The sequence below is a fragment of the Brevibacterium sp. SIMBA_078 genome, assembly GCF_046534565.1.
Taxonomy (GTDB): Bacteria; Actinomycetota; Actinomycetes; order Actinomycetales; family Brevibacteriaceae; genus Brevibacterium.
This window is the reverse complement of sequence record NZ_JAWRYQ010000001.1, coordinates 727,467-753,643: the sequence shown is the minus strand read 5'-3', so window position 1 is coordinate 753,643 and position 26,177 is coordinate 727,467. Positions and strand designations below refer to the sequence as shown.

Genomic DNA, 26,177 nt, shown 5'->3' with positions numbered 1-26,177 from the left:
GGGGCACCCTTTTCGGGGCCCGCCTCGGTGATGGGGTGGTGACGGATATCAGTGGATGGTCAGCTGGCGGGACACGATGCCCGAGCGGACGCGGCGGGCCTCGGTGCTCATCGGCTCGGTCGTGTTCAGCGCTTCGTCGAGGCGCTTGCCGAACGCGGCGATGGGCTCTTCGACGTCGTCGACCTGGGTGCCGAACTCGAGTTCCCAGACGGGGACGATGATGCCGTGGGCGCGGAAGTAGCCGAGGAAGGTGCCGATTCCGCCGAGGTCGTTGGCGTTCTCGGCCTGCAGGCGGGCCATCGCGTCGACGACGCGGTCCTCACCTTCGGGGCGGGCCCACCGGACGTAGGTGCGGCCGGACATCTCGGTCCAGTAGGCGGAGTCGACGGAGGCGAGCTTCTCGGTCGGAGCCACGGAGTCGTTGGCCTGCTGGAGGGCGGCGGCCACGTCGGCATCGGACTCGGCTTCGGGCAGGGCCCAGTAGTCGAAGTTCTCGAGCACGCGGACGTCGAATGGATGAGAGGTGTCGAGGATGTCCTGCAGGCGCGGGCCCTCGCCGGGTTCGGTCGTCGCCTCGATGGAGGTGCCGGGTTCGGCATCGACGGCGGCCAGCAGGCCGCGGGCGACATCGCGGGAGGCGTCGGTCGAGGACACGGGCACCTGCATTCCGGCCAGGATCTCACCGTCGTCGCGACGCCAGGCCTGCCACGCGGCGGGCAGCAGGGACGTGATGGTCACCTCGTGGCCGCCGTATTCCTCGGTCAGCCTCGCGGTCGCGGTGGCCGCGGGCACGAGCTCACGCAGGCAGATGAGGTCGGCTTCGAACGGCAGGTCCGCGAACGGACGTGCGACGAATGCCGTTGCCTGCGCCCTGGCGAGGCGTTTGGCGATGAGTTCTTCCTTGGAGCGCTTCGACTTCTTTCCCATGGGACGCAAGTCTAGTCGGTGCGGCGGTTGCTGGGCTGTCGGGTCCGCAGGCGTGCCTGTGGCGGCGGGGTCAGATGCGTCGACCGCGACCGAGCGCAGAAAGGCCGACCGCGACTGAGCGCAGACAGTCCGGGCCGCTGCGCGACCTTCGACCTCAGCCGTCGTGGCCGACGGGAATGAAGTAGCGCGTGTTGTTCGACTCGTCCATGCGCACCTGCAGCTTGTCGCCTGGATGGGGGAACGCGGAGCGCTCCGGATTGTCGGGAGTCAGCCCGAGCGTCTCCAGGCGGATGATGCCGTGGCGGCCCACCTCGTCGGCGGCGAGGACATAGGAGTGGTTGAGCTCGCGGATGGTGACCTCGATGGCCGGATCGGTCGGTTCGTCCGCCTCGGCGAAGGCTCGGGGAGGGGCGGAATTGCCCATGCCCAGATACGCGCCGACATCATCGGCGATATAGCCGGCAACGGAATCGGCCTGCGCCATCAGCCCGGCGAGGATCACCGACAGCCGTTCCTGCTGGGCATCGGATTTCAGGGCCTGCCCGGGTTTGAAGAGGTGTTCCTCGGCGAGCACGCACCACGCGTCCTGCATGATCGTGCGCAGCTGGAGTTCGACGAGGACGGAAGGCTCGGAATCGAAGGGAACCTCGACGATGAGGTGGCGGCCGCGGTACCCAGAGGGCTTCGGGGTCGCGGAATAGTCGCGCACCTCGGCGATGGAGAGGTTCGTATCGTCGCTCACCTCGGTGAGCAGGTCCCACAGGGCCGACTGTTCGCGTTCGGTGCGGCAGATGACGCGGGCACCGACGACATCGATGACCTGGTTCTCGACCTCGACGGATTCGTGGATCTCGTCGTTGGCATCGGCGAGCTTGCGGCGCAGCTTCTCGCCGGTGCGCAGTCGATCCTTGATCCGACCGTCGACGACGCGCACTCGATCTCCGGAGAGCAGTGCGGATGGAGCGCGGACGGACTCGACCCAGTCATTGACCGTCTCGAGGGCGGCCCTCCAGGTGGACTCACGCCGGTCGTAGGCTTCGTCGACCAATTCGCGGACAGTTGCTGACATCCTCGTCACCTTCCTAGCTCCTGATTCAACTTCACCAGAAGAGAGGGGAGATGTCTATGGCTTCGACGCTGAAGTTGCGCCGGGGTGCCGAAAGGTGAGACGAAGGTGCCTCAGAGGTCGTAGTCGACGATGACGGGAGCGTGATCGGACGCGCCCTTGCCTTTGCGCTCCTCGCGGTCGATCTCACCGGCGGTCGCGGTCTTCGCCAGTGCCTGCGAGGCGAGCTGGAAGTCGATGCGCATGCCCTGCTTCTTCGGGAACCGCAGCTTCTGATAATCCCAGAAGGTGTAGACGCCGGGTCCGGGCGTGAACTGTCGAGTGACCTCGGTCAGGCCGGCTCCGAGCAGATCGTCGAAAGCGGCTCGTTCGGCATCCGAGACGTGGGTGGCACCCTCGAATTCGGCCATGTCCCAGACGTCCTCGTCGAGCGGAGCGACGTTGAAGTCACCGCAGAGGACGAGCTTCTTCTCCGGTTCGGCGCTCAGATGAGCGGCGATATCGGCCGTCAGCGCCTTGTACCACTCCAGCTTGTAGCCGTAGTGCGGGTGATCGAGTTCGCGGCCGTTGGGCACATAGAGCGAGTAGATGCGAACATCGTTGCAGGTCACCGACAGTGCCCGGGCTTCGACGACGGGCTCCTCCGAGCCGAAGGCAGGGATGTCCTTGAACCCGATCTCGGTGTCGGCCAGTCCAACGCGCGAGGCGATGGCCACACCGTTCCACTGGTTGAGGCCGTGATAGCTGACCTCGTAGCCGCGCTCGGTGAACAGCTCCTCGGGGAACTGCGAGTCCTTGCACTTGAGTTCCTGGATGGCCAGGACATCGACATCCGAGCGATCCAGCCAGGCCCCGATGCGGTCGTGGCGGGCACGGATCGAGTTCACATTCCACGTAGCGATTCTCACCCTCCCACCCTAAGCCGTCCGCGCCGGAGGTGAAAGCGGGGTGCGGGCGCTCACCGCGGGGCGGCTCGATAGAATCGGGACCATGCCTGAAGCTCCCAATGAACACCTCGGCCACGACGGTGCCGCCTACCCGGACTCCTACTATGTGCGGCTGTCCGAGGACCGCCTCGTCTCCACTCTGCACAGCCAGGGCGCTTGGCAGCCCGGCGAGCAGCACCTCGCGCCCGCCTCGGGGATGGTGCTCGCCGAGATCGAACGTCGCCTGCCCAGCGACAAGCTCATCTCCCGGGTGACCTTCGACGTCCTCGGCGTCATCCACTCCGGTGAGTTCACCATCGACGTCAACGTCGTCCGCCCCGGCCGCACCATCGAACTCGTCGAAGCGCATATGCGCCACGGGGAGCGCACCAGCGTGACCGCTCGAGTGTGGCGGCTGCAGGCCTCCGACACCGAGGCGATCGCCGGCGACGAATGGTCGCCGATGCCGCCCGTGTCCGAAATGCCCGAAGTCCCGTTCACCGGCCGCTGGGGTGGGGGCTTCATCGCGTCGCTCGAAGGACGTCAGGGAGCGGACGCCCATCCCGGCTGCGCACAGTCCTGGGTGCGCAGTCCCTATCCTCTCGTCGACGGCGAGATCGACCCGCCGACCGCGGCCTTCGTCAAGTTCGTCGACACCGCCAACGGCCTGGCCGTCCGCGAGGATCCGAAGACGACCTTCTTCCCGAACGTCGACCTCTCCATCCACCTCACCCGCGTGCCCGAAGCCGGCTGGGTCGGCTTCGACACGAAGGTGGCCTTCGGGCCGACCGGCCTGGGCCAGACGACGAGCGTGCTCAGCGATGCGGCCGGCCCCATCGGCACGGCCGTGCAGTCCCTGACCGTCCGCCGAGGTCAAGGCGCAGTATGAGTCCGCGGCCGCGTGCCCTCATCACCGGAGCGAGCTCCGGGCTGGGACGCGGCTATGCCCGCACCCTGGCCGCCGAGGGCTGCGACCTCGTCCTCGTCGCCCGGGATGAGGCCCGGCTGAATGAGCTGGCTTCGCAGCTGCGGACCTCGCAGGACATCCACGCCGAGGCGGCCGTGGCCGACCTGTCGGCCCGTGACGGTATTGACGCGGTCAACGAGATCATCGAAACGCAGCCGATCGACGTGCTCATCAACAATGCCGGCTTCGGTCTGCGCGGGACACTGTTGGACACCGACGCTGCCGAGCTCGACGCGCTCGATCGGGTGCTCGCTGGGGCGGTGAGGGAGCTGTCGCTGGCGGCGGCTCGGCGCATGCAGGCCCGCGGCCGCGGAGGCGTCATCAACGTCTCCTCGCTGGCGGCGGTGACGACGATGGGACAGTACGCCGCCTCGAAAGCCTCGACCCTGGTGTTCACCGAGGCGCTCGCCGGGGAGCTCAGAGACAGCCCGGTGACGGTCACCGCCGTTCTGCCCGGTTTCATCCGGACGGAATTCCACAGCCGCCTCGGCGTGGAGCGTCCGGGACCCGGCCTGATCTGGCTCAGCGTCGATCAGGTGGTGCGGCAGTCGCTACGTGATGCGCGGGCGGGGAAGGTCGTCTCGGTTCCGGGGTGGGGATACCGTCTGGCCGCGCTCGTCGCTCCGGTGGTGCCGCGCCCGCTCATGCGCTGGGGATCGACCGGATTCTCCTTCGCCCGCACTCGCGATCGCTGAGTCGGGATTCGCCGCGTGCGCTCGTCGGCATGACGTTCGCCAGCGGTGATCGCTTCGCACCCGCGATCGCTGAGTCGGGTCTCGCATGACGTGCCGGCGGTCATCGTCCGAAGGTCGTGCGCGCGTTGCGAGATGTGACCTATATGCAATTTTCGGCAGGAGCGGCGCAAGTGAGTTGAGGATTGAACTATCTGGAGTTGAGCCTGTGACCAGGGGTTTTATTCTGATCGCTTCTATGCTATAGAGCCCGACAGGATTCAAGACGGTGCGTGAGATTCTTTACAAGCGACACGAAAGTGTGGTCAAATTAATGTGTTCGCCCGGTGGGGATCGGGTGGACATAACGGACGTATGGGGATGCGTCCGGGTACTCGAGGGGAGTGCTGCGAGGACCCCGGGATGTCGCGATTACGCGCCCCGGGGTTCTTGTCATTCACAGCAGTATTTCGCGAAAACCTGCCTGACTTCAGGTCACTATCGGACATCCGAACCCAAATCCAGGTCACCATCGGATACTTCCCCTCTGTGTCAGGCTGGTTGTGAGCCACTCCGGATAAGAGAGGAACCGGAGCATCATGGCCATCACCCCTGGATACACTGTCGAAGAGATCCGAAACTTCGTCTACCAACACGAGAAGATCCCACACGGGTATAAATCCCTGTGGTTAGCGGAGCAAGAGTTCAGCCGTCACCAATTCAGGAAATGGCGACTAGCGACATTCAACGGTGACCTCGACCGTGGCCTGATCCCACGGTCACGGGCAGGCAAAGTTCCCTACAACCCGAGGCAACTGATGCAATCGTCAATCGAAGAAAACCAAGCCAAACGTATCGCCGAACTCGAAGAACGCAATGCTCAACTCGAGGCAGCGAACGAAGCCTTGGGAAAAGCTATCGGGCTCTTGCACGATCGGAACGCACAAGAGCCCGACGTAACCCCGACGACGCCGAAGCCGAGCAATTCCTGACCATCGAGAACTCCCTGGTCATCGAACTGGCTGACGTTCTGTCCTCACAGCGGAAAGCATTGGCGCTGGTCGGCCTGGCCCGATCAGTGTGGCACTACCGGGTCAACCCTCGGCCCCGACTAACTGACCCGATCGAGCAGAAGCAGCGAGACTACTCGACGCGGATCGGTGCTGCCGACCGGCAGAGCATCGAGGAGTGGATCCAGGCCGGTTGGCTGCAGGGTCGGTCAGTGGATGCGTCGTTTGCACGAGCGTGGGACGAGGGTGTGATGGTGGCATCCAGGCGCACGTGGTGGCGTATTGCTGAAGCGATTGTGGATCAGTCGCAGCGGCCCCGGATCCCGTCCCGGGGTGAGACGAGGACGCCCCGAGTGGCACCTGTGCTGGTGGCTACCCGGCCGGGGCAGGTGTGGAGTTGGGACATCACGGATGTGAAGTCGGTCTGGAGTCGGGTGACGTACAAGGCGTACTCGATCATCGATATCTTCTCCCGCAAGATCGTCGGTTACCGGGTCGAGTCCCGCGAAGTCGATGATTTGGCTGTTGAGATGTTTGAGGCCGCGATCGCCGAGCACGGTGTGCCTGAGTTTGTGCCTGCCGATTCGGGAGCGGCGATGAAGTCGAATGCGTTGAAGAACGCACTCGAGGCCTACGGGGTGGAGTTATCGCATAACCGACCGTATGTGTCGAATGACAACCCGTATTCGGAATCGGAGTTTCGGACGATGAAGTATCGCCCGGACTATCCGAAGACGTTTGAATCACTTGAGGCAGCTAGAGCCCACATCGATGCCTATGTCGTCTGGTACAACACGGAGCACCGGCATTCAGGGATCGGGTTGTTCACCCCGAATCAGGTCCATGACGGGTCGTGGGAGGAGGCGTGGAACGCCCGGGTGAAGGCGAATAATGAGTATTACGCTAGGCATCCCGAGCGTTTCCATGCGCCACCCCAGGTGCCGAGGCCGGCCGGTGTGGTCGGTATCAATTACGAACCAGTATTAGTTGAAGTCCAAGAAATCACTGCTGAAGCAGCGTGAGTGACTCCAAACAGCTTGACACCCCGCGTTCTGCGCGCGAAATTATCCGATAGTGACCTAGTTCGGCGGGGCTACTGGATGCTGACGCTGCGCTGGCGGCGCGAGCGGGTGCGGGCGATGCCGATCTCCAGGGCCACCGCGCTCAGCGGGGACCCGAGTGCCGTTGCGGCATTGCCGGCGGCGCGCTCGGCGACTTCGGCGATGATCGCATCGATGTCGGCGCGTTCATCTGCGTCGACGTGGATGAGCAGCTCCGGACTCCGCGCGGTGCCGCGCAGAATCACCGTGGCGTCGGAGACTCCGTCGGTGGATTCGAGGTCGGCGGCGACCGCCTCGGCGATGACCTCCGCATTCACCGTGGTCAGACCCGTGCGGGCATCGGCCTGCATCCGGAAGGGCTTCGCGAAGTCCTTCCGCGGGACCTGCACGCTCAGCCAGCGGAGCCCGATGATCGCGAGGATGAGAGCCACGACCACGGCGATGAGCGCCGAATAGGGCAGCGCCAGCACCGAGGCGACCGGACCGAGATCCGCTCCCGCCTCCAGGGCAGGGGCGATCGGGGCGGCGAGACCGAACCCGATGGCGAGCACTGCCAGTCCGGCGAGCAGAGCGATGAGGCCGAGGATGATCAGTCCCGTGCGGTTGGCAGCGGCGGCCGTGCGTCTCATGACTGACTCCTTCTGGCCTGGACCTTCACCGTGGGGGTGCGGTCGAATGAGATCGAGGCGAAGCGGTCCTTGACGGCGGCTTCGACCTCGGCGCGGATCGGCTCAACGTCGCGGATAGGCGTCGAGAACGTCACGATCGTCGACTTCGCGTTCGACGAGGCCTTGACCCCGCTGACGCCGTCGACCCCATCGGCGGCTGCGGCCGCGATCTGCGACAGCGCCGAGGTGGGCAGGGCGACCTCGAAATCACCGATGTTTTCTGACCCAGCGGCTCTCACGCCGAAGATCCGGCGCGCTCCGGGGGAGACGCCGAGGATGAAGGCGATGAGTCCGAGCAGAGCCAGGATGGCACCGACCGCGATGACGACCGCGGAATTCCAATGCAGGTTCCCGGCCGCCTCGGCGATGCCGGAACCCGGCGCTTCGATCAGTGCGGCTGCGACGGATCCGTTGCTCACGAATGCGGCGATGCCGGCCCAGCCGAGTCCCACGGCGAGGAACAGCAGGATGAGAGCGACGACCACGGCGGGGCCGATGCGGGAGGGCCGCTTGCGCAGCAGGCGTGTGCTCATTGCAGGCGATTCCTTCCTCGATTCGCACCGGAGGATTCCAGGGCGAGCCACCGCACGCTGATGTCGACCTGGCGGACGGTGACACCGGTGAGGCGTTCGACTTCGTGACTCAGGGTGGAGCGGACGTGTTCGGTCGCCTCGGCGATGGGGGTGGGGTAGGCCAGACCCAGCTGGACGGCGAGCGTACAGCTGCGTCCGGACAGGGTGACATCCACGGACGGGCGCGTGTCCAGGCTGGAACTCGCTCCGATTCCGAAGAGACCCGAGCTCGTGCCGCCGACGCCGGGCAGGTCTTTGAGCACCTGCCCGGCGGTGCGCTCCACGACCTTGTCCGCGATGGTCAGGCCGCCTCGGCGAGCTGGAGCGTCGTCGAGTATCGGGGCCACGGTGCTACCTCCGCGTGGTCGAGCGTGAGCTCAGCGCGGACAAGTCGAGACGTCCGTCGAGGACGAGGCCGACGACCAGGCCGAGCCCGCCGCAGATGGCGACGACGAGGAACGCGAGGAAACCGCCGAAGTAGGCGACGATTCCCAGCGTCAGGCCGACGAGGAGTCCGATGAGAGTTTTCGACATGGCATTCCTTCTGCCGAGGTGGTGCTACGGATGAGGGTCAGTTGAGTTCCGGCGAATCCTTGGCCGGAGCCTCTTCGTCGTCCTCGGGCAGGTGGACGTCGGTGACGTCGATGTTGACCTCGACGACCTGGAGTCCGGTGCCCTGTTCGACGGCGCGGACGACGTTGCGGCGGATCGCCTCGGCGACGTCGACGATGGAGGTGCCGTATTCGACGACGATGGTGAGGTCGATGGCGGTCTGCTTCTCACCCTTCTCCACGGACACTCCGCCGGAGACGTTGGTCTGCGAGCCGGGGATGCGGTCGGTGAGGGTGTCGAAGGCGCGGCGTGCGGCATTGCCCATTCCGTAGACGCCGGGGACCTCGCGGGCGGCGATTCCGGTGAGCTTGGCGACGACGTTCTCGGCGATGGTGGTGGTGCCCATGTCGGTGACGAGCGGGCTGCGCACGTCATCGTTCTGGGTGGTCTGGGCCTTCTGGTTCGAATCGGACTGCTTTGGTTCCGGCATCGTTCTTTCTTTTCGTTGGAGGTGCATGCGGTTCGCAAGTCCTTCGGCTGAAGGATGCTTACACAGGTACAGACGCGGCCTCGATGAAATCCTCACGCGGTGTTCGCAGAAATTTTTCGCCGGAGCGGAATTTTCGCCGAGGCGGCCGGCCGGTTCCGCGGCACCCGTGGCCTACGATGGGGATATGACAAGGGGAGATGATCGTTTCGACATCGTCACCCTGGTCGTGCGCGCTCGCGAGGGTGACATCGCCTCGTTCGAGGCCCTCGTCGACGAATACGAGCGGAAGCTGCTGCGTTTCGCCTGGCGTGCGCTCGGGGATCGGCAGGATGCCGAGGATGTCGTTCAGGACACGCTCGTCAAGGCGTGGCGATCGCTCGATGCGCTGTCGGAACCCGCGGCCTTCGGCACGTGGATCTATCGGATGGCCTCGAATCGCTGCACCGATGTGCTGCGCCGACGCACATCCCGGCCCTCGGATGCATCGGACCCCGAGGATCTGGGCCATCACGTCGACGGCACCGCTTCGGTCGAACGGTCCGTCGAGGCACGCACGGCGCTCGAGCACTTCTCCGCGATTCTGCAGACCCTGTCCTCGGAGCAGCGTGTAACGTGGGTGCTCCACCAGATGGAAGGTCTCAGCTACGCCGAGGTCGCCGAGACCTTGGGAATCAGCGAAGGCAGTGTGCGCGGACGCATCCACCGCGCCCGAACCGCCATCGCTGAGGGCATGGAAGGATGGGTATGAGCGACGAGTCCGTCAACGCCACGGACGCTCACCTGCGCGGCATCATCGACGAATACATGGGGGCCTTCGAACCCGACCCCGCCGAATCCGTCGGCCTGCGCGAACGCATCCTCCAGATCGTGCGCGAGGACGCGGCGCTGGCACCGGCCACGAAGCTGACGACCGAACGCGGCAATCCCTTCCGGATCTCGACGGCGGAGGTGCGCGGAATCATCCGCGAGGCCGTCGACTCCGTGCCCGGGATCCGCGCCCGCAGCGTGAATCCGACCCCTGCGGGCGAGCCGGAGGGCAGCGCCGTCGAGGTGGCGCTGACCGTGACGATGAGCGCGGGCACGGCTTTCGTCTCCGCCGCCGAGGATGTCCGCCGCAGCGTCGCCGGTGCCCTGACCGCGCAGCTGGGGATCCCCGCGCTGCGGATCGACGTCACTGTCGAGGACGTATTCGTCGACGAGGAGGCCGCCGATGACTGAGAAGCCGAGGACCGAGAAGCCGAGAATCGGAACCGAGACCTCACGTGGATTCGACGAGGAGGCGGTCTCGGCACGCCTGACCGAATCCGTCACCGGAGTCGACGGCGTCACCGGCCTGGCGCCGGGTCTGCGGGACATGATCGCCAACGCGGCCGCGCGAGTGATGCGCCGGACCGGATCCGAACCGCTGCGCGTCGAGGTCTGGAGATCCGGTGAGGACCTCAGCGTCCGGATCGACGCGCACCTCGACGACAGTCGGCCCGTGACCGAGATCGTCGATGAGCTCTTCGCCGTCATCGCCGTCGACCTGCAGGCTGCGGTCGACGGGCCCATCGGGGAGATCGACATCGACGTGCACATCGTCAGCCGCAGCCGCTGAGCTCTCGCGGCGGGTTGCGAGCGGCACTCAAGACGCGAACGGCACAGAAAAAGGTGGACAGCCCAAGTTAGAAACTGGGCTCTCCACCTTTTTCTGGGCTGTTGCCGGCGGGCCGTCTGCGGCTGTGTTGGGCCGCAGTGGGGCACCGCCGGGCAGCTTGCGGCTGTCCTGAGGCTGTTCCTGCTCAGTCGGCCTTGCTCTTCGAGCGTCCGGTGATGAGACCCCAGACGATGAGCACGATCAGCGAGCCGCCGATCGCGCACAGCCAGGACGACAGTGAGAAGAACTTATCCATCTGGACGCCGAAGATCATGCCGCCGAGCCAACCGCCCAGCATGGCTCCGACGACGCCGAGGATGAGCGTGGCGAAGAAGCCGCCGCCCTGTTTGCCGGGCAGGATCGCCTTAGCGATGGCTCCGGCGATGAGTCCGAGGATGAGATATGCGATGAAACCCATGTTGCTCACGTCCTTCCTGAAGGCACTTGACCGGCTGGGTTGCGCGGTGTTGTTGACACTCCACAACCCACTGTAGTCGATAGTCTAAAGGTGTGTTGATTCTTTATAGTATCGGTACAGACGCAGGCGCGATGAAATCCTCACGCTCCAGATCTGTGCCGTCTGTCACGTCCGCATCCCCCGCCGTCGCTGAGACGGCGCTGAACGGTCGCCCGAAACCCGCCCAGTAGACTGGAGTTCATGACCGACAGCACTGACACTCGCCGACAACTGCTCGACCTCATCGACGAACTCGCCGTGGTGCGCGGCAGGGTGACCCTCTCCTCCGGCAAGGAGGCCGACTACTACCTCGATCTGCGTCGGGTCACCCTCGACCACCGCTCGGCACCGCTCGTCGGCGATGTCGTCCTCGACCTCCTCGAGGCTCATGATCTGCTCGACAAGGTCGACGCCGTCGGCGGCCTGACGATGGGCGCCGACCCGGTCGGCACCGCCGTCATGCACCGGTCTGTGGTGCGGGGCACCCCGCTCGACTCCTTCGTCGTGCGCAAAGAGGCGAAGAAGCACGGAATGTCCCGTCGCGTCGAAGGCCCCGACGTCGCCGGCAAGCGAGTCGTCGCCGTCGAGGACACGTCGACCACGGGAGGTTCCGTGCTCACCGCCGTCGAAGCGCTCAAGGAAGCCGGCGCCGAGGTGGTCGCCGTGGCCGTGGTCATGGACCGCGACACCGGCGCCAAGGAACGGGTCGAAGCGACGGGAATTCCGTACCTGACCGCGCTGACGACCGCGGACCTCGGCCTCGACTGAGACCCGCCTCGGCGAGGCGGGGCGAAACCGTGCCGCCTCGGCGAACTCGGCTCACCGATCACGACCTGGGACTCGACTGGCAATTCTGTCGAAATCGAGGACGTGGTTTGAAACAAGTCTCTTATTTCAACACGATAGATGAGACACTCCCCAAGAACTGTTTGATGTAAAGGATGACGCGTGCTCACACTGAAAGAGGTTTCCCTCCGCACAGGGAAGCGGACATATCTGGACGAGGTGAGTTTCACCGCCGAGGCGGGCCGGATCACCGCAATCGTGGGAACCCGCTCGGCGGGCCGCACCGAACTGGTGCGCATCATTATGGGCCTCATCGCCGCTGATGAGGGCACCATCGAACTCGAGGACTTCGAACTCGACTTCGGCGACCGGCAGAACTTCGGCTATCTGCCCGCGGAACGCGGCGGATACCCGAACATGCGCGTGCTCGACCAGATCGTCTACCTCGCCCGCCTGCACGGGATCACCCTGGGCGCGGCCGAACGGAATGCGCTGACCCTGCTCGGCCATCTCGAGCTCGCCGACCGCGGCTACGCACCGTTGAAGAACCTCTCCGGCGCCGAGATCGCCCGCGTCGACATCGCCGCGACCCTGGCCGCCGACCCGGACGTCGTCGTCATCGACGATGCCTTCGCCGGCCTCGACGCCGCCTCGCTGCGCCTGGTCACGTCCCTGCTGCGGGCCCACGCATCCTCGGGCGTGCCTGTCATCCTGGCCACCGACGACTGGGAGGCCGCACAGACGTTCGCCGATGATGTCATCATCCTGAACCAGGGCAAGGTGACCGCCACGGGCAGCGTCGAGAAGCTGCTCGGTGACCCGCACTACCGCGTCGAGTCGACGGACACCGAGGCGGCCGCCTCGGCGCTGAAATCCCGAACGGGAATCAGCGATGTGAAGACCGCCGGACGCGAGGGCTCTGCGGTGAGCTTCCGCGCGAATGATGCGAAGTCAGCCGCGGCTGCCGTGGCCGAGCTGAAGAATGTGAAGAACTTCGAAAGTGTCCGCCCGACACTGGCCGAGCAGTACAAGGAGGCTCTGTAATGGCGCGCAAAGACAATGGTGCGAATGACGAGTCCCCGGAACCGCTCGTGTCCAAGGGCACGGCCGGCGAAGGCATCGACGACCTCGGTGTGCCCGTCGACGACGATGTGATCGAAGACGAGACCACCGCCGAGGAGGTCGACTCGGACGACGAGGCGACCGCAGCCGGTGCGACCAAGGGGTCGGCCGCCTCGGCGAAGAAGGACACCGACACGAAGGATCCAGCCGCGAAGGAATCGGACGAATCCGGCGCCACCGACGGCCTCGACGACGTTCCCTTCGAACTCGCCGAGGACACCCCCGACCCTGACGAACTGCCGGAGACCGGGCTGGTCTCGGAATTCGTCGACGTCGGCAACCGCCAGGCCGCGTGGCTCGTGTCGAACCGTGAGTCCACCACGGCCATGCGCAGCCCGTACTTCCTGGTCACCGCCGCCGTGATTATCCTCGGCGTGCTGGCCGCCATCATCTCCGGAATCGTCGCCGACGTGCAGAAGGACTCGGGCACCCCGACCATGGCGATGGTCGGAGTCGGCGAGCAGGCGGCGATGTACGAACAGCAGCTGGGTGTGAAGATCACCGATGCCAAGGATGCGCCGGCGGCTGAGAAGCTCGTGCGTGAGGGCAAGGTCGACGCCGCATTCATCCAGGACCCGAGCGGTCAGGGACAGCCGACGATCATCGCCCTCGACAAGCAGCCCGATGCCCTGCTCGAGAAGCTCGCTCCGAAGACCGAGGCGACGCTGCTCGAGACCCCGGCCGTCGACGGTGCCGTGGCCACCCCGCTGCTGTGGGGGATGGTCGCGCTGTCGCTGCTCGTCGTCGCCACTCTGGGCACTGCGCTGTATCAGAACCTGCGCTTGGAGAAGCGCAACCGGATCACCGAGATCATCGCAGCCACGATTCCGCCGCGCGCCTCGGCCTCCGGTCGGATCACGGGCATGCTGACCCTGGTGGTCGTCCACCTCGTGGCAGCAGCCGTCATCACCGAGCTCGGACTCTCGCTGTCGGGCAAGACGTCTCTGGCGTTCGCCATGCTGCCGGGCCTCGGCTGGTTCGCGCTGACCCTGCTGCTCACCGCCTGGTCGGTGTTCGCGCTGCTCGTCTGGGCTTCGACCGTCGTCGGCTCCAAGGCTCGCGCCACCTTCCTCACGATCATCGGCGTCTTCACCGTGGCGGGCTTCTTCGCTCCGGTCCTCATCGGACCCTCGGGCGCCGTCGCGAAGGTACTGTCGTGGACGCCGTTCACCTCACCGCTGGGCATCGCCGGCCGCTCCTTCGCCGGTCAGGCCGAGTGGTGGGAGGGCCTCGTCGCCGCCGGCATCGCTCTGGTCCTCGCTGTCATCCTCCACGCTCTGGCCTCGGGTGCGTACGTGCGCTCGGTGCTGTCCGGAGGCGGACGCGGCGGTAAGACCGTGAAGATGAGCAAGCGCGCGCAGAAGGTCGGTGCTACCACCTCGGCGAAGGGATCTGCGAAGTCGGACTCGAGCGCCGATGATGCGGAGGACGCCGATTCGGACGTGAAGTCCGGCGGAGAAGACGAAGAGGACGCGAAGTCGGCGGATGATTCCCGCGACGACAAGTGACGGAAAGCGCTGAACCGCAGGTGGGGGTCGGTCCGTGGACCGGCCCCCGGCCTGTGGGTGAGCACTTCGATCCGGAGCTGCTGGCTGAGGGTGATCGGCGCAATGTCGTCGACAAGTATCGGTATTGGAAGCACGATGCGATCGTGGCCGATCTCGATGATTCGCGGCACGACTTCCACGTCGGAGTCGAGAACTGGCAGCACGATCTCAACATCGGTTCGGTCGTGCGCACCGCCAATGCCTTCAACGCCGCAGCCGTGCACATCGTCGGCAAACGCCGCTGGAACCGTCGCGGAGCGATGGTCACCGACAAGTACCAGCACGTCATCCACCACCCGAGTGTGGACGACCTGCTCAGCTGGTGCGCCGAAAACGACGTGCCGCTGCTGGGCATCGACAACTTCCCGGACTCCGTGCCGCTGGAGACCTACGACCTGCCTCGGCGCTGCCTGCTGCTGTTCGGGCAGGAAGGGCCGGGGCTGAGCGAGGAAGCGCATCAGGCGAGCCGGGACGTGCTCTCGATCGCGCAGTACGGGTCGACGCGGTCGATGAACGCCGCAGCCGCCGCCGCGATCACCATGCACTCCTGGATCCGCCGACACGTCTACGAACAACCCGTGAGCTGAGCTCGCTGCCGGAGTGCGGTGGACCGAGTCGCCGTCACGGAGGTTGCCGACCGGCATACAGAGACGACGAAGCGCCGAGACGGCACGACGATGATCGTGCCGCCTCGGCGCTTCTGTGCTGCCGGGAGCCGGCCGCCTCGGTGGGCGTTGATAGGCTCCGACGACGCAGCGCCGCACGTTCAGGGGCGAACGTGCGGCACTGAAGTGCCGACTGCCTCAGCTGAGGTCGGCGGCGTGGGGTTCGATGAGTCCGCCCAGTTCGGCGAGCTCCGCGGTCAGCGAATCCGAGTCGTCGAAGGTGCGGGTCATGACCGTCAGGCGCTTGGCGTAGTGACCGATGGGGTATTCCATGGTCATGCCGATGCCGCCATGCATCTGGATCGATTCCTGGCTGATGTTGCGGGCAGCCCGGTCGACGATGATCTTCGCGGCGATGACGTCGCGGTGGCGGTCCTTCTCGGCGCCGGGGACCTCGGAGGTCACGGCCAGGCGAGAGTACAGAGCCATACTGCGCGCGTACTCGAGTTCGGCGTAGAGGTCGGCGGCGCGGTGCTGCAGAGCCTGGTTCGCACCGATCGGAGCACCGAACTGCTCACGGGTCTTCAGGTACTCGGCGGTCATCGTCAGCGAGGCTTCGAGCGCACCGACGGCCTCAGCCATGATCGCGGCGTTGCCCAGGTCGAGGACCTCGGACAGTACGGCATTGGCGTCGGCGGCGTCGAGGCGCTGGGCGGCGACACCCTCGAGCTTGAGGTTCGCGCTGCCCAGGCCATCGGCCTGGCGCTGAGCCACACGGCTCAGACCCTCGGCATCGGCGGCGACGAGGTAGAGGCCCAGTTCGCCGTTCTGCGTGGCGGTGACGACGAAGTGGTCGGCGACGTCTCCGCCGAGCACGTTGTTCTTCTCACCGGTGAGGGTGAAGCTGCCGTCTGCGCCGGAGACCTGGGTCTGCGGAGCGTCGACCGCGTAGCGCAGTCCGGGTTCGAGCGCTGCGAGAGCGAGGAAGGTCTGGCCCTCTGCCACACCGGGCAGGATGGCCTGCTTCTGCTCCTCGCTGCCGCCGAGCAGAACGGCATTGGCACCGAGGACTGCGGTAGCCAGGAACGGTTCGAGGACGAGTGAGCGACCGAACGCCTCGGCGACCACGGCCACCTCGTTGAAGGTCATGTCCGCGCCGCCGTAGGACTCGGGGATCGCAAGTCCGAGCAGACCCATTTCGGCGAAGGCCTGCCACTTCTCGCGGGAGATGCCCTCGTCGCTGCGAAGGGTCTCTTCGCGCTTTGCGATGTCGTACTCGCTGCGCAGGTACTTGTTCAGAGTGCTGGCGAGTTCTTGCTGAATGTCGTTGAGTTCAAGATCCATTGTTGTCCTTCTTGGGAGATCGAGTGAGCGTCGGTATCTCAGAGACCGAGCAGTGCCTTCGAGATGATTCCGCGCTGCACCTCGGACGAACCGCCGTAGATGGTGACCTTGCGGGTGTTGAAGTAGCCGGGCAGGGCATCGACAGCTCCGTTGGGCAGGTCGGACAGACCCTGGCCCTGCACGCGGTCGGCGACGAAGTCGAGACCCTGCGGACCGAGCACGTCGACGAGGAGTTCGGAGATGTCCTCCTGCAGCTGGGAGCCCTTGAGCTTGAGCACCGAGGAGCGCGGATCCGGCTTGTCGGACCCGGCGGCCTGGGTCGAGAGGATCCGCAGCTGGGTCATCTCGAGCGCGGTGAGTTCGGCTTCGATCTTCGTCAGACGAGCGGAGAACAGGGGGTCATCCAGCAGAGTGCCGCGAGCGGTCTTCGTCACCGCGGCATAGGCCTTGGCGCGGGCGAGGTTGACCTTCGAGCCGCCGATGCGGGCGATTCCGGTGCGCTCGTTGCCGAGGAGGAACTTCGCGTAGGTCCAGCCCTTGTTCTCTTCGCCGACGAGGTTCTCGACGGGGACCTCGACATTGTCGAAGAAGACTTCGTTGACCTCATGGCCGCCGTCGATGAGCTGGATCGGACGGACGGTGACGCCGGGGGTCTTCATGTCGATGAGCAGGAAGGAGATGCCGGCCTGCTTCTTCACGTCCGGGTCGGTGCGCACGAGGTTGAAGATCCAGTCGCCGTACTGGCCCAGGGTCGTCCAGGTCTTCTGGCCGTTGACGATGTACTTGTCGCCCTGGCGCACCGCGGTGGTCTTGAGCGAGGCGAGGTCCGAGCCGGCGTTGGGCTCGGAGAATCCCTGCGACCACCAGATGTCGATGTTCGCGGTGGCGGGCAGGAAGCGTTCCTTGATCTCCTGCGAGCCGAAGGTGGCGATGACGGGTCCGACCATGGACACGTTGAACGGCAGCGGCTGCGGAACGCAGGCCAGCTGCATCTCTTCGAGCCAGATGTGACGCTGCACGGGGGTCCAGTCCTGGCCACCCCATTCGACCGGCCAGTTCGGCACGGCGTAGCCGTGCTGGTTGAGGATCCGCTGCGAGGTGACCATGTCTTCCTTGCTCAGCTCCTGGCCGGTGGCGACCTTGAAGCGGAGTTCCTCGGGGATCTCCGTGCGGTAGAACTGACGCATCTGCTGCGCGAACTCGCGCTCTTCAGCATTCAGTAGGGTGTCCATGCGAACTCCTTATAGATCGTTCAGTAACTTTCCTCCAATGGTACGGTCCGGTGTTCCGGCTCACAAGTGGGAAACGACGGAGATCCTCGCCGAGGCGGCCCTCCGGTGGGATCGGATGTTGATGTCACAATCGCCTAACTTTATCTCAGAAATGTATTACTACACCTATCGCGGGTGGTACTACTTATTCAGGAATTTCATCGTTGATTCCGAGACGTGAGCCTCTCCGGACTGAACCCCGCACCGCTGGGCTCCGCATTCCCCCGCCGCAGAAGATCCCCAGGGGTACGGAAAGCTGAGTGACGTGTCAGGCAGGACTACAAGCATCCCCCCGGTCGCACCGTCGCGCCGGCTCTTCGGTTACGAGTCCGAACTCTCGACGGTCGTCGACGCGATCTCAGGGCAGAGGCATCTGGGCGCACTCATCATCGGCGCGGCGGGCATCGGGAAGACCGCGCTGGTGAATGCTTCGCTCTCTCGTCTCGACCCCGATCTTGCGGTCACCCGCCTGCGCGGCTCGGAGAACGCGCGGGTCCGGAATCTCGGAATCTTCGAAATCCTGCTGTCGCGGGAGGGCATCGGCACAGACCTCCCGCCTGGTCGAGCGCTGTCGGTGATCGGCGATCTGTTCGAGCGCAGAGCCGAGGGCGGGCGCTCTCTGGTCGTCGTCGACAATGCCGATCTCGTGGACGATCATTCCCTCGCAGTGCTGGCCCAGCTGACGGATGCGCGCAGGATCAAACTCGTCATCGCCGCCGAATCCGCCCGTCCGCCGGTCGATCTCATCGCCGGACTGTGGCTGTCCGGAAGCGTTGTCAGGATCGATCTGGACGGTATCGACGAGGCGGATGCGGCTGCGATGATCAACAGCATCGGACTCATGGAGACCGAGACGAGATCGGTCTCGGAGCTGACCGCGCTCGCCCATGGCAATCCGCGGCTGCTCGAGAGGCTGCTGTTCGGGCGGAGCCGGACCAGCGGGGTCGAAACCGCGATCGCCCGGGTCGATCAGCCCAGCCGAGAGGTCATCGAAACCGTCGCTCTCATCGAAGCCGTGCCCTATGACGTGCTCGTCGGGTTCGCGAGTCCGCAGACGATCGACTCTCTGGCGGAGGATGGTCTGCTCTCGATTTCGAAGGGTCGAGGGGGAACGGTGAGCATGCACGAACCCGTCACGGCTGAGAACGTCCGAGCGATGGTCCCTCCCTCTCGCAGCCTCGAGCTGCTCACCCGGTTCGATGCCGGAGCGGATCTTCCGGCACTTCACGGCAGGACGCTCTTCGGCTACGCCGCGTGGTCGATCTCCTTGGGCCGGGTGCCGACTCCCAAGCAGGTCCTGGATGCCGCCGGTTGGGCAAACGCGCGGGGCAGATACCGCGAAGCCGCAGAGATCATCCGCACCAGCGGCTATCGCGGTCCCGAACTCGACCTCGAGCACGCCCGCAGCGAATGGGGAGCCGGCCGTCTCAGGCAGGCCAGGGAGATCATCGACCCGCTCGTCTCCGAGGCTTGCCTGAATCCGGTCACCTCAGCACAGGAGTATCTGTCCCGTCTCGCCTCGATGGAACTGAGGCTGATGGACCCAAGGAAGCCCGAGGGTCTGCGGCTGGACTGGGTCCGGGACACGCTTTCGCTGCCGATCGACGTCGGTCGGCTCGATGCGACGCGCGCCAGGTTCGACCTCAAAGGAGGTCGTATCGCCGCTGCTTGCGCTCTGGCCGAGAGCGTCTATCTCAACCATGCGAGCTCGGTGCGCCACCGTCTGCGCGCATGTGCGTTCCTCGGCGTGGCAGAAGTGATGTCCGGGCGGATCGAACTGGGACTGAGCTATATCGCGCAGGCCCGGCTGATGTTCGGACTTCCCGGACCCGAATCGTTCGAACGGGAAGATGCCATCCCGCAGTTCTTCGTGGCGAATTTCATCGCCGGCAACTGGGCCGAGGCGCGGACGGCAATGGATGAACTGACCTCCAGTCGGCGGCTGACCAGGCTGACGAACGCGCTCATCGACCTGCGCACCGGCAACGCGGCGAAAGCCCACTGCATCCTCGGCGAACTCAATCTCGGTGCCGACCCCTGCGACATCGTCGATATTGCGGGAATGGCCAGGTCGGCTCTGTCTCTGTCCGCTGTGCTGACAGACCAGCGGACGGAGGTCGTCTCGATCGCTGTCGACGAGGAGGCCGAAGCCAGTCGGCATTCGTGGTGGGCTTCATTCGAAGCCAGACTCTTCGATCTGCAGGCACTGGCGCAGACGTCGCCGGGGCCGGCAGCCCCACAACTCTATGAGCTCGGGGCCTGGGCAGACGAACACGGTGCGCACACCCTTGCATGCCTGGCCTGGCTCGAGGCCGGTCGACTCGGGCACGAACAGGCCATCGGCGGATTGTCCGCGTCGTCCGGCAGGGTCGACGGCTCCCTCGGTCGCCTGCTGCGCGCCGTGGCACATGCCTTCAGCACTGACGATCTGCAGGCGCTCATCACCGCGGCCCGTGAGGCGCTGATCTTCGGCGCGGTCGTGCTCTGCGCCCAGCTCTCCGGCGAGGCCCGAAAACGCGCCGTTGCCTCAGGTGATGCTGCCGCCACCAAAGAAGCCCGGATCCTGCTGGGCCGGAGCCGGCGCGTGCTCGACTTCGATGCCGACGGCAAACGGTTCCACGCGAATCTGGGCGAGCTCGAGCACTCGATCATCACGGGCATCGTCGAGGGCCGAACGAGCTCAGAGATCGGAGATGAGCTGCACCTGTCGACCCGAACCGTCGAATGGCACCTCGGTCGCCTCTACCGTCGAGTGCATGTGGCCAATCGGCAGGAGCTGCGAGAGGTGGTGACGGAATGGCTGAAGAGCTGACCGCCGCCTCGAGTGCTCGTGACGGAGCTGAGATCTTCGGGCGCAAGGGCGAACTCGAACTGATTCGTCAGTCGCTGCGCTGCTCGGAATGCTCCGGCATCCTCATCGAAGGCGAGATCGGCGTCGGCAAGACTCTCCTGGCGAGAACGGCCTTCGAGGACGGGAGCGACGGAATCTGGATCCGCGGGGACCGCGTGCACCAGAACACCGAGTTCGGCGTCTTCGGTCTGCTCGTCGACCTCGACAGCGACCCGTCCACGCTGCTGGGACGAATCGTGTCCCGGCTCACCTCGACTCGAAGCCTGCAGGCGGTCTTCGTCGACGATGCCCACCTGCTCGACTCCCGCTCGCAGGAGGTCCTGACCGACTTGGCCAGCGTCGGCTCGATCAAGCTCGTCGCGATGTCGCGGTCCAATCCCGAGAGTGGGGTCATGCCGTTCTCAACTCTCGTCGAAGACCGTGTGCTCCAGCATCTCGTCCTCGGCCCCCTGCCGCGAGAGGACTATCGGTCGATGATCGAACACCGCCTCGGTCACATCGTGTCCCAAGCCGTGGTCGACATCGTCGACTTCCATTCGAAGCGCAATCCGGGAAAGCTCATCGAACTCCTCGAATACACCGCACGACGATCGCGCTTCCTCATGCGCCGAGGAGTGTGGATCCTCGACGGACACGACACCGACTACGATGCGCGTGCCCGCGACTATGCGCGGATCGGACTCGCCGACCACTCGCCGCAGGAGACGGAGGCCCTCGAGCTGGTCGTCCTCGCGGGAGAGGTGGAGCTGGCGACACTGCTCAAAGCTGGGCTCGGGGAAGCCGCGGATGCGCTCGTGGCCGCTGGAGAGCTGAAGATCGACTCGCAGAGGCCCCATATCTATGAGGCGGTGGAGAACCACACCTCGGACACGATCAGATATACGACCCCAACCGGTCGGAGTCGAGAGTGGTTCGACTTCATCGACTCCAGCGGAGATGCACCCGCGGAGTGGTCGCAGGTGGTCAGGGCCGAGTGGGGACAGATCTGCGGAGCGGAAGTCAGCGAGTCGAGGACCATCGCCGCCGCACTGATCGCCGCTCGCCTCGGAGACTGGCATCGGGCCATGCGTCTGATCGCGGAGATCCCGACGGAGAAGATGAGCCCGCACGAGCTGCTCTCCGTCGCTCTCCTCTATTGCGGCTGCAATAAGATTCCCCTCGGACTCGACATCCTGGCACATGCGGTACGCACCGCATGCTGTGCCCAGCTCGTCGTGGACGCGCTCGTGGTGTGGATGAACCGCGCTTCCGCATCCATGTCTCCTGCCCTGCGACTTGCGGACTTCCGCACCGCTCTCAAACGGCTGTACGAGGAAGGTGACGGACACCCCGGAGGGGGAGTGGACGCAGCGTTCGGACTCGAGTTCCTCGACCGAGTCGCTGCCGTCGTTGCCGAAGAACGACCGATCACCGTGGATGTCTTCGACGGACTCACACCCGAGGGCGGGGCAACGGGCAACTTCCATCTGCTCGACACGATGCTGCACGCGACGGACATGCTCGACTCGGGACGCACCTTGGAAGCACTCGCGCTCCTCGAATCCGCTCAAGCCGATTTCAGCAATGAGAGCACGGGAGCGCTTCACCTGACCATGCTGCGCGGTCGCACGCTGCTGCAGCTGGGACGGATCGCTGAGGCGAGAGAGCTGATGACGACACTGTCGACGCATGACATCGCGTACCTGTCAGCTCGGTCCGGGCCGATCGACCTGCTGTGGGCGCAGACTCACCTGCTCGAAGGCAATCTGTCGGGGGCGATGAAGGCGCTTCGCGCCGCGATCGAATCGCTCACCTATTGGAATATGGGCACCCAGCTGGCCATTGCGTTGGCGGAGGCCGAGTATGCGGTGTCACGTGTCGGAACCGCTGCCGAAGCCGACGATCTGCACGCCCGCTTCGACGAGCTGCCCGTCACAGCCCTCTACCACGAATATCGTCGGGCCCTCGTTCTGCGAACTACCGCGCGGGCGATACGCACCGGTGAGACCCGGTACGAGCACGAGCTGCGTCGGATGTTGGACGACGCCGAAGCCGATGGGGCGGCGGCGATCGTCGTGCTCATCCGCCTGCACCTCTTCCTGCACTTCGACGAGATCGCACCCGAGGCGATGTGCGAAGAAGCAGAGCGCGGAACCGGGCGTGAGTTCGACATCGTCGGCCGCCTCGGCGCTGCTCTGCGTGATCGTGATCGTGCTGCCCTGACGGCCATGGCAGGAGAGTACGGAGCGTCGATGCCCGACCTGGCGGGTAAGTGCATCGCTCTGGCCGCGCGATTCGGAGCCGGCAAGCGCAGCGGACCGGGCAGGCAGAACATAGGGCTGACCGCCCGGGAGAAGCAGATCAGCGCGCTCATCGTCGCGGGCCGATCGAATGCGGAGATCGCGCTGGAACTGGGGGTGCGGGTGCGAACGGTCGAGGGTCACACGTACCGGCTGTTCCGAAAACTCGGAATCGAGCGCAGGGACCAGGTCGCCGAGGCGATGCGGGATACCGAAGGCCGACTGCGCGCCTGAGCGCGAACCGAGTATCCGCACCTGCGGGATTTCGGACTCGAGTGAGTACTCACTGCGGTGCTCCAGTGGTGACCTGGCAGTGACTGAGTAGTGACCCGAAGGCGATTCCCGTATCGACCACCTGGTCCGAGACGGCTGCCGGCGAGGAGTATCTGAGTATGGACATCACGCCTCAGTCTCCTCAGCGAACCGATCCCCGCGCCGTGCGAACGGCAGCGTCCGTCTCCGGGCCGGAAATCCTTGTCCGAAAGAGCTCTCCGGACTCGACGACGGGAGGCGGATCATGCGTCAGGTGATTCGTCGCAAGGAAGTCGGCGACCTCCGCTCCCTCCTCTCGCGGCACCGTGCCGCCGCCCTCACCGGCGGCTTCGGGTCCGGGAGGCGATCGATTCTGCGGGCACTCGAGTCGGAGTGGGACGGCACGGTCATCAGAGTCGCATCGAGTCCGCTCGATGAGGACACGCCCTGGTCCGGGATAGGCGGTCTGCTCGCCGCAGTCAGCGCATCCGTGAACGGCCCTGCCGATCCGGCGGAATTCGCCGATGATGAGTTAGTGCCGAACATGATGACGGCTCTCCGATCGATTCCAGGAGATGAGGACACGCTCATCCTCGTGCCCAATGCCGATGAGATGGACATGGACTCGCAGCGGGTGCTCGGTCAGGTGCTGCGCCGGTTGAAGTCAGGACGACTGCACATCGTCATCACGGCGCGGTCGATCGACGATGACGGTCCGTTCGCCTCGGTGCCGGAGATCGAACTTGCGGATCTCAGCATCGCCGAGCTCATCGAGCTCGCCCGTGACCTCGCCTTGGCCCGCTTCGGTCACACAAGGATCGCCGAGGAGGCAGCCCAGGTAGCCGCCCACGCCGCCTCGGGTCGTCCCTTGGCCGTCAGCCACATCCTCGAGGAGATGGCGCCCAGTGAGATGCGCGGGGAGATCGCGCTGTCGATCCCGGTGCGAGTGGGACCGGCCAGCCGTCCGATGATCGCCGACTATGTCGAGGGACTGACGGCCAACGCCGAAGCGCTGCTCAGATGCCTGTCGCTGTCCCCACTGACTCCGCTGCGGCCCCTGGCCAGGAGGCTGCCCGGATTCTGGGAAGCCGTCGACGAACTCGAATCGCGCGGAACGATCGAACGTCGGGGAGCCTTTCTGCGGATACCCCACGGATTCGTCCGTGCCATGGTGCAGCAGTCGATGGGGGCGAGCGAGCGACGCCGAACCCACCTCGTCCTGGCCGAAGACTGCGCCGACACGTGGCCGCAGATCGAAGCCTGGCACGTCTCGTTCATCGACCCGGGTGAGGAGACAGCACAGCAGCTGGCTGCACACGCTCTCGGGCTCGTGCGACGCGGACTCACTGCCGGAGGGGCCGAATTCGCCGAACGGGCCATCCGGGTCTGCAACGATCTCGAGGAGCTGCGCGGTCAGCTTGTCGAGATCGCCGAGACGCTGTCCGATCACGGGCAATTCGCCTTCTCCCGCCGCTATGTGCAGATCGCCTCTCGTTCGAACCGGGCCGCGGTCGTGGTTCGCGCTCGGACTCTCGAAGTCCGCAATGTCTTCCTCGAGACGCAGACGCTGCCGTCCTCACTGTTCACGTCGTGGAGCAGGGGCGAATCGGAGCAGGCGCCCGCCGAGGTGGCGCGCCTGCAGCTGACGCTGGCGCTCTGCCACTGTGAACGAGGCGAATTCGCTCGAGCGCAGGAGCTTCTGGCACTTGCCGAATCCGCCGACGAGCATTTTCGCGACAGCGAGGCACAGCTTGTCCATGCCGTGCGCATCCTGCTTGACAGCAACTGCGGAAAGGACGGGTCGGCGCTCGCCGGATTCGCGAGCCTGCAGGAACACCAGGATGCGATCAGGCCGAGCTTCGGACTCGCCGTCGCCCAGGGACTGGTGCTCACCGAGCATTATGAAGCCGCCTCGGCTGTGCTCGACCACATCGGTGAGACCTGTGCCGCGACCAGGGTCTGGAAGCGGCAGGTGGACTGTGTCCGCGCTGATCTGGAATTGCGCCTCGGCCGAGTCAGCCAGGCCGTCGACGTCATCGACAGGCTCATCGCGGAATCGGAGGCCGACAAGCGCAGAGGGCTCGTCGTCGTCCGGCAGGATCGGATCCAGCTGCTGCACGCCTGGAAGCTGCTGCTGACCGGACGCGCCGGTGAAGCCGGGCTCGTCGAGGAACAGGCCGCGGTCCGAGCGTCGGCGACGAACAACCGCCGTCTGCTGGCCGAGCTGAATGCGCTCCAGGGCAGATATCTGCTGCGCACCGACCGCGCAGCCGAAGCGATCGGACACCTTCGGCGCTGCGAACAGCTGTCCGAGGACGAGACCAACCCGAACGTGCGTCGTTTCGAGGCCGACCTCATCGAAGCCTTGGTGGGTATCGGCAGAAGAGAGCATGCGACTCTTCTGCTCCAGAAGCTGCGTGACCACGCGAAGGCATGCCCTTCTCGGTGGACCGATCTGGTCGTCGCTCGGAGCGAAGCGCTTTTGGCCGCCGGGGAGACCGCCACCGAACTGTTCGGGCGAGTGCTGCGGCAGTCAAGCACTTCTGAATTCGTCTTCGAGAAGGCGGTCGCGCATGCGGCGTTCGCCTCTCGCCTGTCCGACAACGGCTCGAACTTGAAAGCACGCGAACAGAGACTTGCCGCTGCGGCGCTGTTTCGCGAAGTCGGGGCCGGCCGCCTCGCCGACCATCTCCGCACAGGGCAGATCGTCGACGAGCCGAAGGCGCCGACGATGCCTGAGCTGCCCCGCCTCGGCGAACTCAGCGATGAGGAGCTCAAGGTCGTCGAATTGGTCCGTGCCGGACTGAAAAATCGGGAGATCTCCGAACGGATCTTCGTCTCCCTGCGCACCGTCGAACTCCGGCTCACCGCTGTCTACCGCAAGCTCGATGTCGGGTCACGCACAGAGCTCGTATCAAGGCTCGCGGGCAACCCGCGTCTCGCCGCTGTCTGAACCGACATCGTGTCGGAGCACCTGCCGCAGGCGGATCTCACTGTCTGCGGCAGAACGCCCCGCGGAGACCCGCACCGCAGTCGCGGATGACCGCAGTCTCCCCTCCGCAAGCACCAGAGCAGAGCCATCGCACCCATAGCGTGAAGTCGACGCATTCCGCAGCA

At 65.4% G+C, this 26,177-nt stretch carries 25 protein-coding genes and 1 pseudogene; 15 read left to right on the top strand and 11 right to left on the bottom strand.

Going from position 1 to position 26,177, the window contains the following annotated elements:
• Window positions 1-48 precede the first annotated feature (48 nt).
• The 3 genes from SB749_RS03370 to SB749_RS03360 all read right to left on the bottom strand — a co-directional run bounded on the left by SB749_RS03370 (window position 49) and on the right by SB749_RS03360 (window position 2,901).
• Entirely contained in the window at window positions 49-927 is an 879-nt protein-coding gene (locus SB749_RS03370; RefSeq protein WP_410709024.1) for a DUF5926 family protein, read from the bottom strand.
• A 154-nt stretch (window positions 928-1,081) separates the two neighbouring features.
• Complete coding sequence (locus SB749_RS03365) at window positions 1,082-1,996, bottom strand: GTP pyrophosphokinase family protein (protein WP_410709023.1); 915 nt, start codon at window positions 1,994-1,996, stop codon at window positions 1,082-1,084.
• A gap of 110 nt (window positions 1,997-2,106) precedes the next feature.
• Window positions 2,107-2,901: an exodeoxyribonuclease III gene (locus tag SB749_RS03360; RefSeq protein ID WP_410709022.1), complete on the bottom strand. Its 795-nt coding sequence runs from the start codon at window positions 2,899-2,901 to the stop codon at window positions 2,107-2,109.
• 82 nt (window positions 2,902-2,983) lie between these two features.
• Here SB749_RS03360 and SB749_RS03355 point away from each other — a divergent pair, with 82 nt between their 5' ends.
• The 4 genes from SB749_RS03355 (at window position 2,984) to SB749_RS03340 (ending at window position 6,589) form a co-directional block, all read left to right on the top strand.
• On the top strand, window positions 2,984-3,808 hold the full coding sequence (locus tag SB749_RS03355) for a thioesterase family protein (RefSeq protein ID WP_410709021.1): 825 nt from the start codon (window positions 2,984-2,986) through the stop codon (window positions 3,806-3,808).
• Window positions 3,805-4,581, top strand: coding sequence for an SDR family NAD(P)-dependent oxidoreductase (locus SB749_RS03350; protein WP_410709020.1), 777 nt, complete (start codon window positions 3,805-3,807; stop codon window positions 4,579-4,581). The genes SB749_RS03355 and SB749_RS03350 overlap by 4 nt, the downstream gene beginning before the upstream one ends.
• 575 nt (window positions 4,582-5,156) lie before the next feature.
• Window positions 5,157-5,549, top strand: a complete 393-nt coding sequence (locus SB749_RS03345) for a hypothetical protein (protein WP_410709019.1) — start codon at window positions 5,157-5,159, stop codon at window positions 5,547-5,549.
• 371 nt (window positions 5,550-5,920) lie between these two features.
• Complete coding sequence (locus SB749_RS03340; RefSeq protein ID WP_410709018.1) at window positions 5,921-6,589, top strand: transposase; 669 nt, start codon at window positions 5,921-5,923, stop codon at window positions 6,587-6,589.
• A gap of 71 nt (window positions 6,590-6,660) precedes the next feature.
• On the opposite strand, the gene SB749_RS03335 is transcribed toward SB749_RS03340, so the two are convergent.
• The 5 genes from SB749_RS03335 to SB749_RS03315 are packed head-to-tail and all read right to left on the bottom strand — an operon-like array spanning window position 6,661 to window position 8,910.
• Entirely contained in the window at window positions 6,661-7,257 is a 597-nt protein-coding gene (locus SB749_RS03335; protein WP_410709017.1) for an alkaline shock response membrane anchor protein AmaP, read from the bottom strand.
• Window positions 7,254-7,829 carry a DUF6286 domain-containing protein gene (locus tag SB749_RS03330; protein ID WP_410709016.1) on the bottom strand — a complete coding sequence of 192 codons (576 nt, stop codon included), beginning with the start codon at window positions 7,827-7,829 and terminating at the stop codon, window positions 7,254-7,256. The genes SB749_RS03335 and SB749_RS03330 overlap by 4 nt, the downstream gene beginning before the upstream one ends.
• A complete protein-coding gene (locus tag SB749_RS03325) occupies window positions 7,826-8,215 on the bottom strand; it encodes an Asp23/Gls24 family envelope stress response protein (protein WP_410709015.1) in 390 nt (129 codons plus the stop codon). The genes SB749_RS03330 and SB749_RS03325 overlap by 4 nt, the downstream gene beginning before the upstream one ends.
• A 4-nt stretch (window positions 8,216-8,219) precedes the next feature.
• On the bottom strand, window positions 8,220-8,402 hold the full coding sequence (locus SB749_RS03320) for a hypothetical protein (protein WP_062862592.1): 183 nt from the start codon (window positions 8,400-8,402) through the stop codon (window positions 8,220-8,222).
• A gap of 37 nt (window positions 8,403-8,439) precedes the next feature.
• Window positions 8,440-8,910 (bottom strand): Asp23/Gls24 family envelope stress response protein, encoded by a 471-nt coding sequence (locus tag SB749_RS03315; RefSeq protein WP_410709014.1) that lies wholly within the window; start codon window positions 8,908-8,910, stop codon window positions 8,440-8,442.
• Window positions 8,911-9,094: 184 nt separating this feature from the next.
• Between SB749_RS03315 and SB749_RS03310 the strand changes: the two genes are divergently transcribed.
• Genes SB749_RS03310 through SB749_RS03300 form a run of 3 tightly spaced genes read left to right on the top strand, consistent with a single transcriptional unit; the run spans window position 9,095 to window position 10,507 of the window.
• Entirely contained in the window at window positions 9,095-9,658 is a 564-nt protein-coding gene (locus SB749_RS03310) for an RNA polymerase sigma factor (protein ID WP_410709013.1), read from the top strand.
• Entirely contained in the window at window positions 9,655-10,128 is a 474-nt protein-coding gene (locus SB749_RS03305) for a hypothetical protein (protein WP_410709012.1), read from the top strand. Before SB749_RS03310 ends, SB749_RS03305 begins: the two co-directional genes overlap by 4 nt.
• Window positions 10,121-10,507 (top strand): hypothetical protein, encoded by a 387-nt coding sequence (locus SB749_RS03300; RefSeq protein ID WP_410709011.1) that lies wholly within the window; start codon window positions 10,121-10,123, stop codon window positions 10,505-10,507. Before SB749_RS03305 ends, SB749_RS03300 begins: the two co-directional genes overlap by 8 nt.
• Window positions 10,508-10,691: 184 nt before the next feature.
• On the opposite strand, the gene SB749_RS03295 is transcribed toward SB749_RS03300, so the two are convergent.
• Entirely contained in the window at window positions 10,692-10,964 is a 273-nt protein-coding gene (locus SB749_RS03295) for a GlsB/YeaQ/YmgE family stress response membrane protein (protein ID WP_410709010.1), read from the bottom strand.
• A gap of 240 nt (window positions 10,965-11,204) precedes the next feature.
• Here SB749_RS03295 and pyrE point away from each other — a divergent pair, with 240 nt between their 5' ends.
• From pyrE to SB749_RS03275, 4 genes are all read left to right on the top strand, one after another.
• On the top strand, window positions 11,205-11,771 hold the full coding sequence (pyrE, locus tag SB749_RS03290; RefSeq protein ID WP_410709009.1) for an orotate phosphoribosyltransferase: 567 nt from the start codon (window positions 11,205-11,207) through the stop codon (window positions 11,769-11,771).
• 180 nt (window positions 11,772-11,951) lie between these two features.
• The gene (locus SB749_RS03285; protein WP_410709008.1) at window positions 11,952-12,833 is read left to right on the top strand and encodes an ABC transporter ATP-binding protein; all 882 of its coding nucleotides are present in this window, start codon (window positions 11,952-11,954) and stop codon (window positions 12,831-12,833) included.
• Window positions 12,833-14,419, top strand: a complete 1,587-nt coding sequence (locus tag SB749_RS03280; protein ID WP_410709007.1) for an ABC transporter permease — start codon at window positions 12,833-12,835, stop codon at window positions 14,417-14,419. Before SB749_RS03285 ends, SB749_RS03280 begins: the two co-directional genes overlap by 1 nt.
• On the top strand, window positions 14,416-15,045 hold the full coding sequence (locus tag SB749_RS03275; protein ID WP_410709006.1) for a TrmH family RNA methyltransferase: 630 nt from the start codon (window positions 14,416-14,418) through the stop codon (window positions 15,043-15,045). The genes SB749_RS03280 and SB749_RS03275 overlap by 4 nt, the downstream gene beginning before the upstream one ends.
• A 216-nt stretch (window positions 15,046-15,261) precedes the next feature.
• Here SB749_RS03275 and SB749_RS03270 read toward each other — a convergent pair whose 3' ends face one another.
• Window positions 15,262-16,407: an acyl-CoA dehydrogenase family protein gene (locus SB749_RS03270; protein ID WP_410709005.1), complete on the bottom strand. Its 1,146-nt coding sequence runs from the start codon at window positions 16,405-16,407 to the stop codon at window positions 15,262-15,264.
• A gap of 38 nt (window positions 16,408-16,445) precedes the next feature.
• Window positions 16,446-17,639, bottom strand: coding sequence for an acyl-CoA dehydrogenase family protein (locus SB749_RS03265; RefSeq protein WP_369865829.1), 1,194 nt, complete (start codon window positions 17,637-17,639; stop codon window positions 16,446-16,448).
• A gap of 304 nt (window positions 17,640-17,943) precedes the next feature.
• On the opposite strand from SB749_RS03265, the pseudogene SB749_RS03260 reads away from it, so the two are divergent.
• The 4 genes and pseudogenes from SB749_RS03260 to SB749_RS03245 form a co-directional block, all read left to right on the top strand.
• Window positions 17,944-18,360, top strand: a pseudogene (locus SB749_RS03260) (AAA family ATPase); the annotation flags it as partial.
• A gap of 1,380 nt (window positions 18,361-19,740) precedes the next feature.
• Window positions 19,741-20,490: a helix-turn-helix transcriptional regulator gene (locus tag SB749_RS03255; protein ID WP_410709921.1), complete on the top strand. Its 750-nt coding sequence runs from the start codon at window positions 19,741-19,743 to the stop codon at window positions 20,488-20,490.
• Entirely contained in the window at window positions 20,475-23,042 is a 2,568-nt protein-coding gene (locus SB749_RS03250; RefSeq protein WP_410709004.1) for a LuxR C-terminal-related transcriptional regulator, read from the top strand. Before SB749_RS03255 ends, SB749_RS03250 begins: the two co-directional genes overlap by 16 nt.
• 283 nt (window positions 23,043-23,325) lie before the next feature.
• Window positions 23,326-26,013, top strand: a complete 2,688-nt coding sequence (locus SB749_RS03245) for a helix-turn-helix transcriptional regulator (RefSeq protein WP_410709003.1) — start codon at window positions 23,326-23,328, stop codon at window positions 26,011-26,013.
• Window positions 26,014-26,177 lie beyond the last annotated feature (164 nt).

Excerpts from the sequence above, each read along its gene's own strand:
- SB749_RS03370 (WP_410709024.1), bottom strand. The coding sequence starts at position 927 with ATGGGAAAGAAGTCGAAGCGCTCCAAGGAAGAACTCATCGCCAAACGC.
- SB749_RS03365 (WP_410709023.1), bottom strand. The coding sequence starts at position 1,996 with ATGTCAGCAACTGTCCGCGAATTGGTCGACGAAGCCTACGACCGGCGT.
- SB749_RS03355 (WP_410709021.1), top strand. The coding sequence starts at position 2,984 with ATGCCTGAAGCTCCCAATGAACACCTCGGCCACGACGGTGCCGCCTAC.
- SB749_RS03350 (WP_410709020.1), top strand. The coding sequence starts at position 3,805 with ATGAGTCCGCGGCCGCGTGCCCTCATCACCGGAGCGAGCTCCGGGCTG.
- SB749_RS03345 (WP_410709019.1), top strand. The coding sequence starts at position 5,157 with ATGGCCATCACCCCTGGATACACTGTCGAAGAGATCCGAAACTTCGTC.
- SB749_RS03335 (WP_410709017.1), bottom strand. The coding sequence starts at position 7,257 with ATGAGACGCACGGCCGCCGCTGCCAACCGCACGGGACTGATCATCCTC.
- SB749_RS03330 (WP_410709016.1), bottom strand. The coding sequence starts at position 7,829 with ATGAGCACACGCCTGCTGCGCAAGCGGCCCTCCCGCATCGGCCCCGCC.
- SB749_RS03320 (WP_062862592.1), bottom strand. The coding sequence starts at position 8,402 with ATGTCGAAAACTCTCATCGGACTCCTCGTCGGCCTGACGCTGGGAATC.
- SB749_RS03315 (WP_410709014.1), bottom strand. The coding sequence starts at position 8,910 with ATGCCGGAACCAAAGCAGTCCGATTCGAACCAGAAGGCCCAGACCACC.
- SB749_RS03310 (WP_410709013.1), top strand. The coding sequence starts at position 9,095 with ATGACAAGGGGAGATGATCGTTTCGACATCGTCACCCTGGTCGTGCGC.
- SB749_RS03305 (WP_410709012.1), top strand. The coding sequence starts at position 9,655 with ATGAGCGACGAGTCCGTCAACGCCACGGACGCTCACCTGCGCGGCATC.
- SB749_RS03300 (WP_410709011.1), top strand. The coding sequence starts at position 10,121 with ATGACTGAGAAGCCGAGGACCGAGAAGCCGAGAATCGGAACCGAGACC.
- SB749_RS03295 (WP_410709010.1), bottom strand. The coding sequence starts at position 10,964 with ATGGGTTTCATCGCATATCTCATCCTCGGACTCATCGCCGGAGCCATC.
- pyrE (WP_410709009.1), top strand. The coding sequence starts at position 11,205 with ATGACCGACAGCACTGACACTCGCCGACAACTGCTCGACCTCATCGAC.
- SB749_RS03280 (WP_410709007.1), top strand. The coding sequence starts at position 12,833 with ATGGCGCGCAAAGACAATGGTGCGAATGACGAGTCCCCGGAACCGCTC.
- SB749_RS03270 (WP_410709005.1), bottom strand. The coding sequence starts at position 16,407 with ATGGATCTTGAACTCAACGACATTCAGCAAGAACTCGCCAGCACTCTG.
- SB749_RS03265 (WP_369865829.1), bottom strand. The coding sequence starts at position 17,639 with ATGGACACCCTACTGAATGCTGAAGAGCGCGAGTTCGCGCAGCAGATG.
- SB749_RS03255 (WP_410709921.1), top strand. The coding sequence starts at position 19,741 with ATGGCCAGGTCGGCTCTGTCTCTGTCCGCTGTGCTGACAGACCAGCGG.
- SB749_RS03250 (WP_410709004.1), top strand. The coding sequence starts at position 20,475 with ATGGCTGAAGAGCTGACCGCCGCCTCGAGTGCTCGTGACGGAGCTGAG.
- SB749_RS03245 (WP_410709003.1), top strand. The coding sequence starts at position 23,326 with ATGCGTCAGGTGATTCGTCGCAAGGAAGTCGGCGACCTCCGCTCCCTC.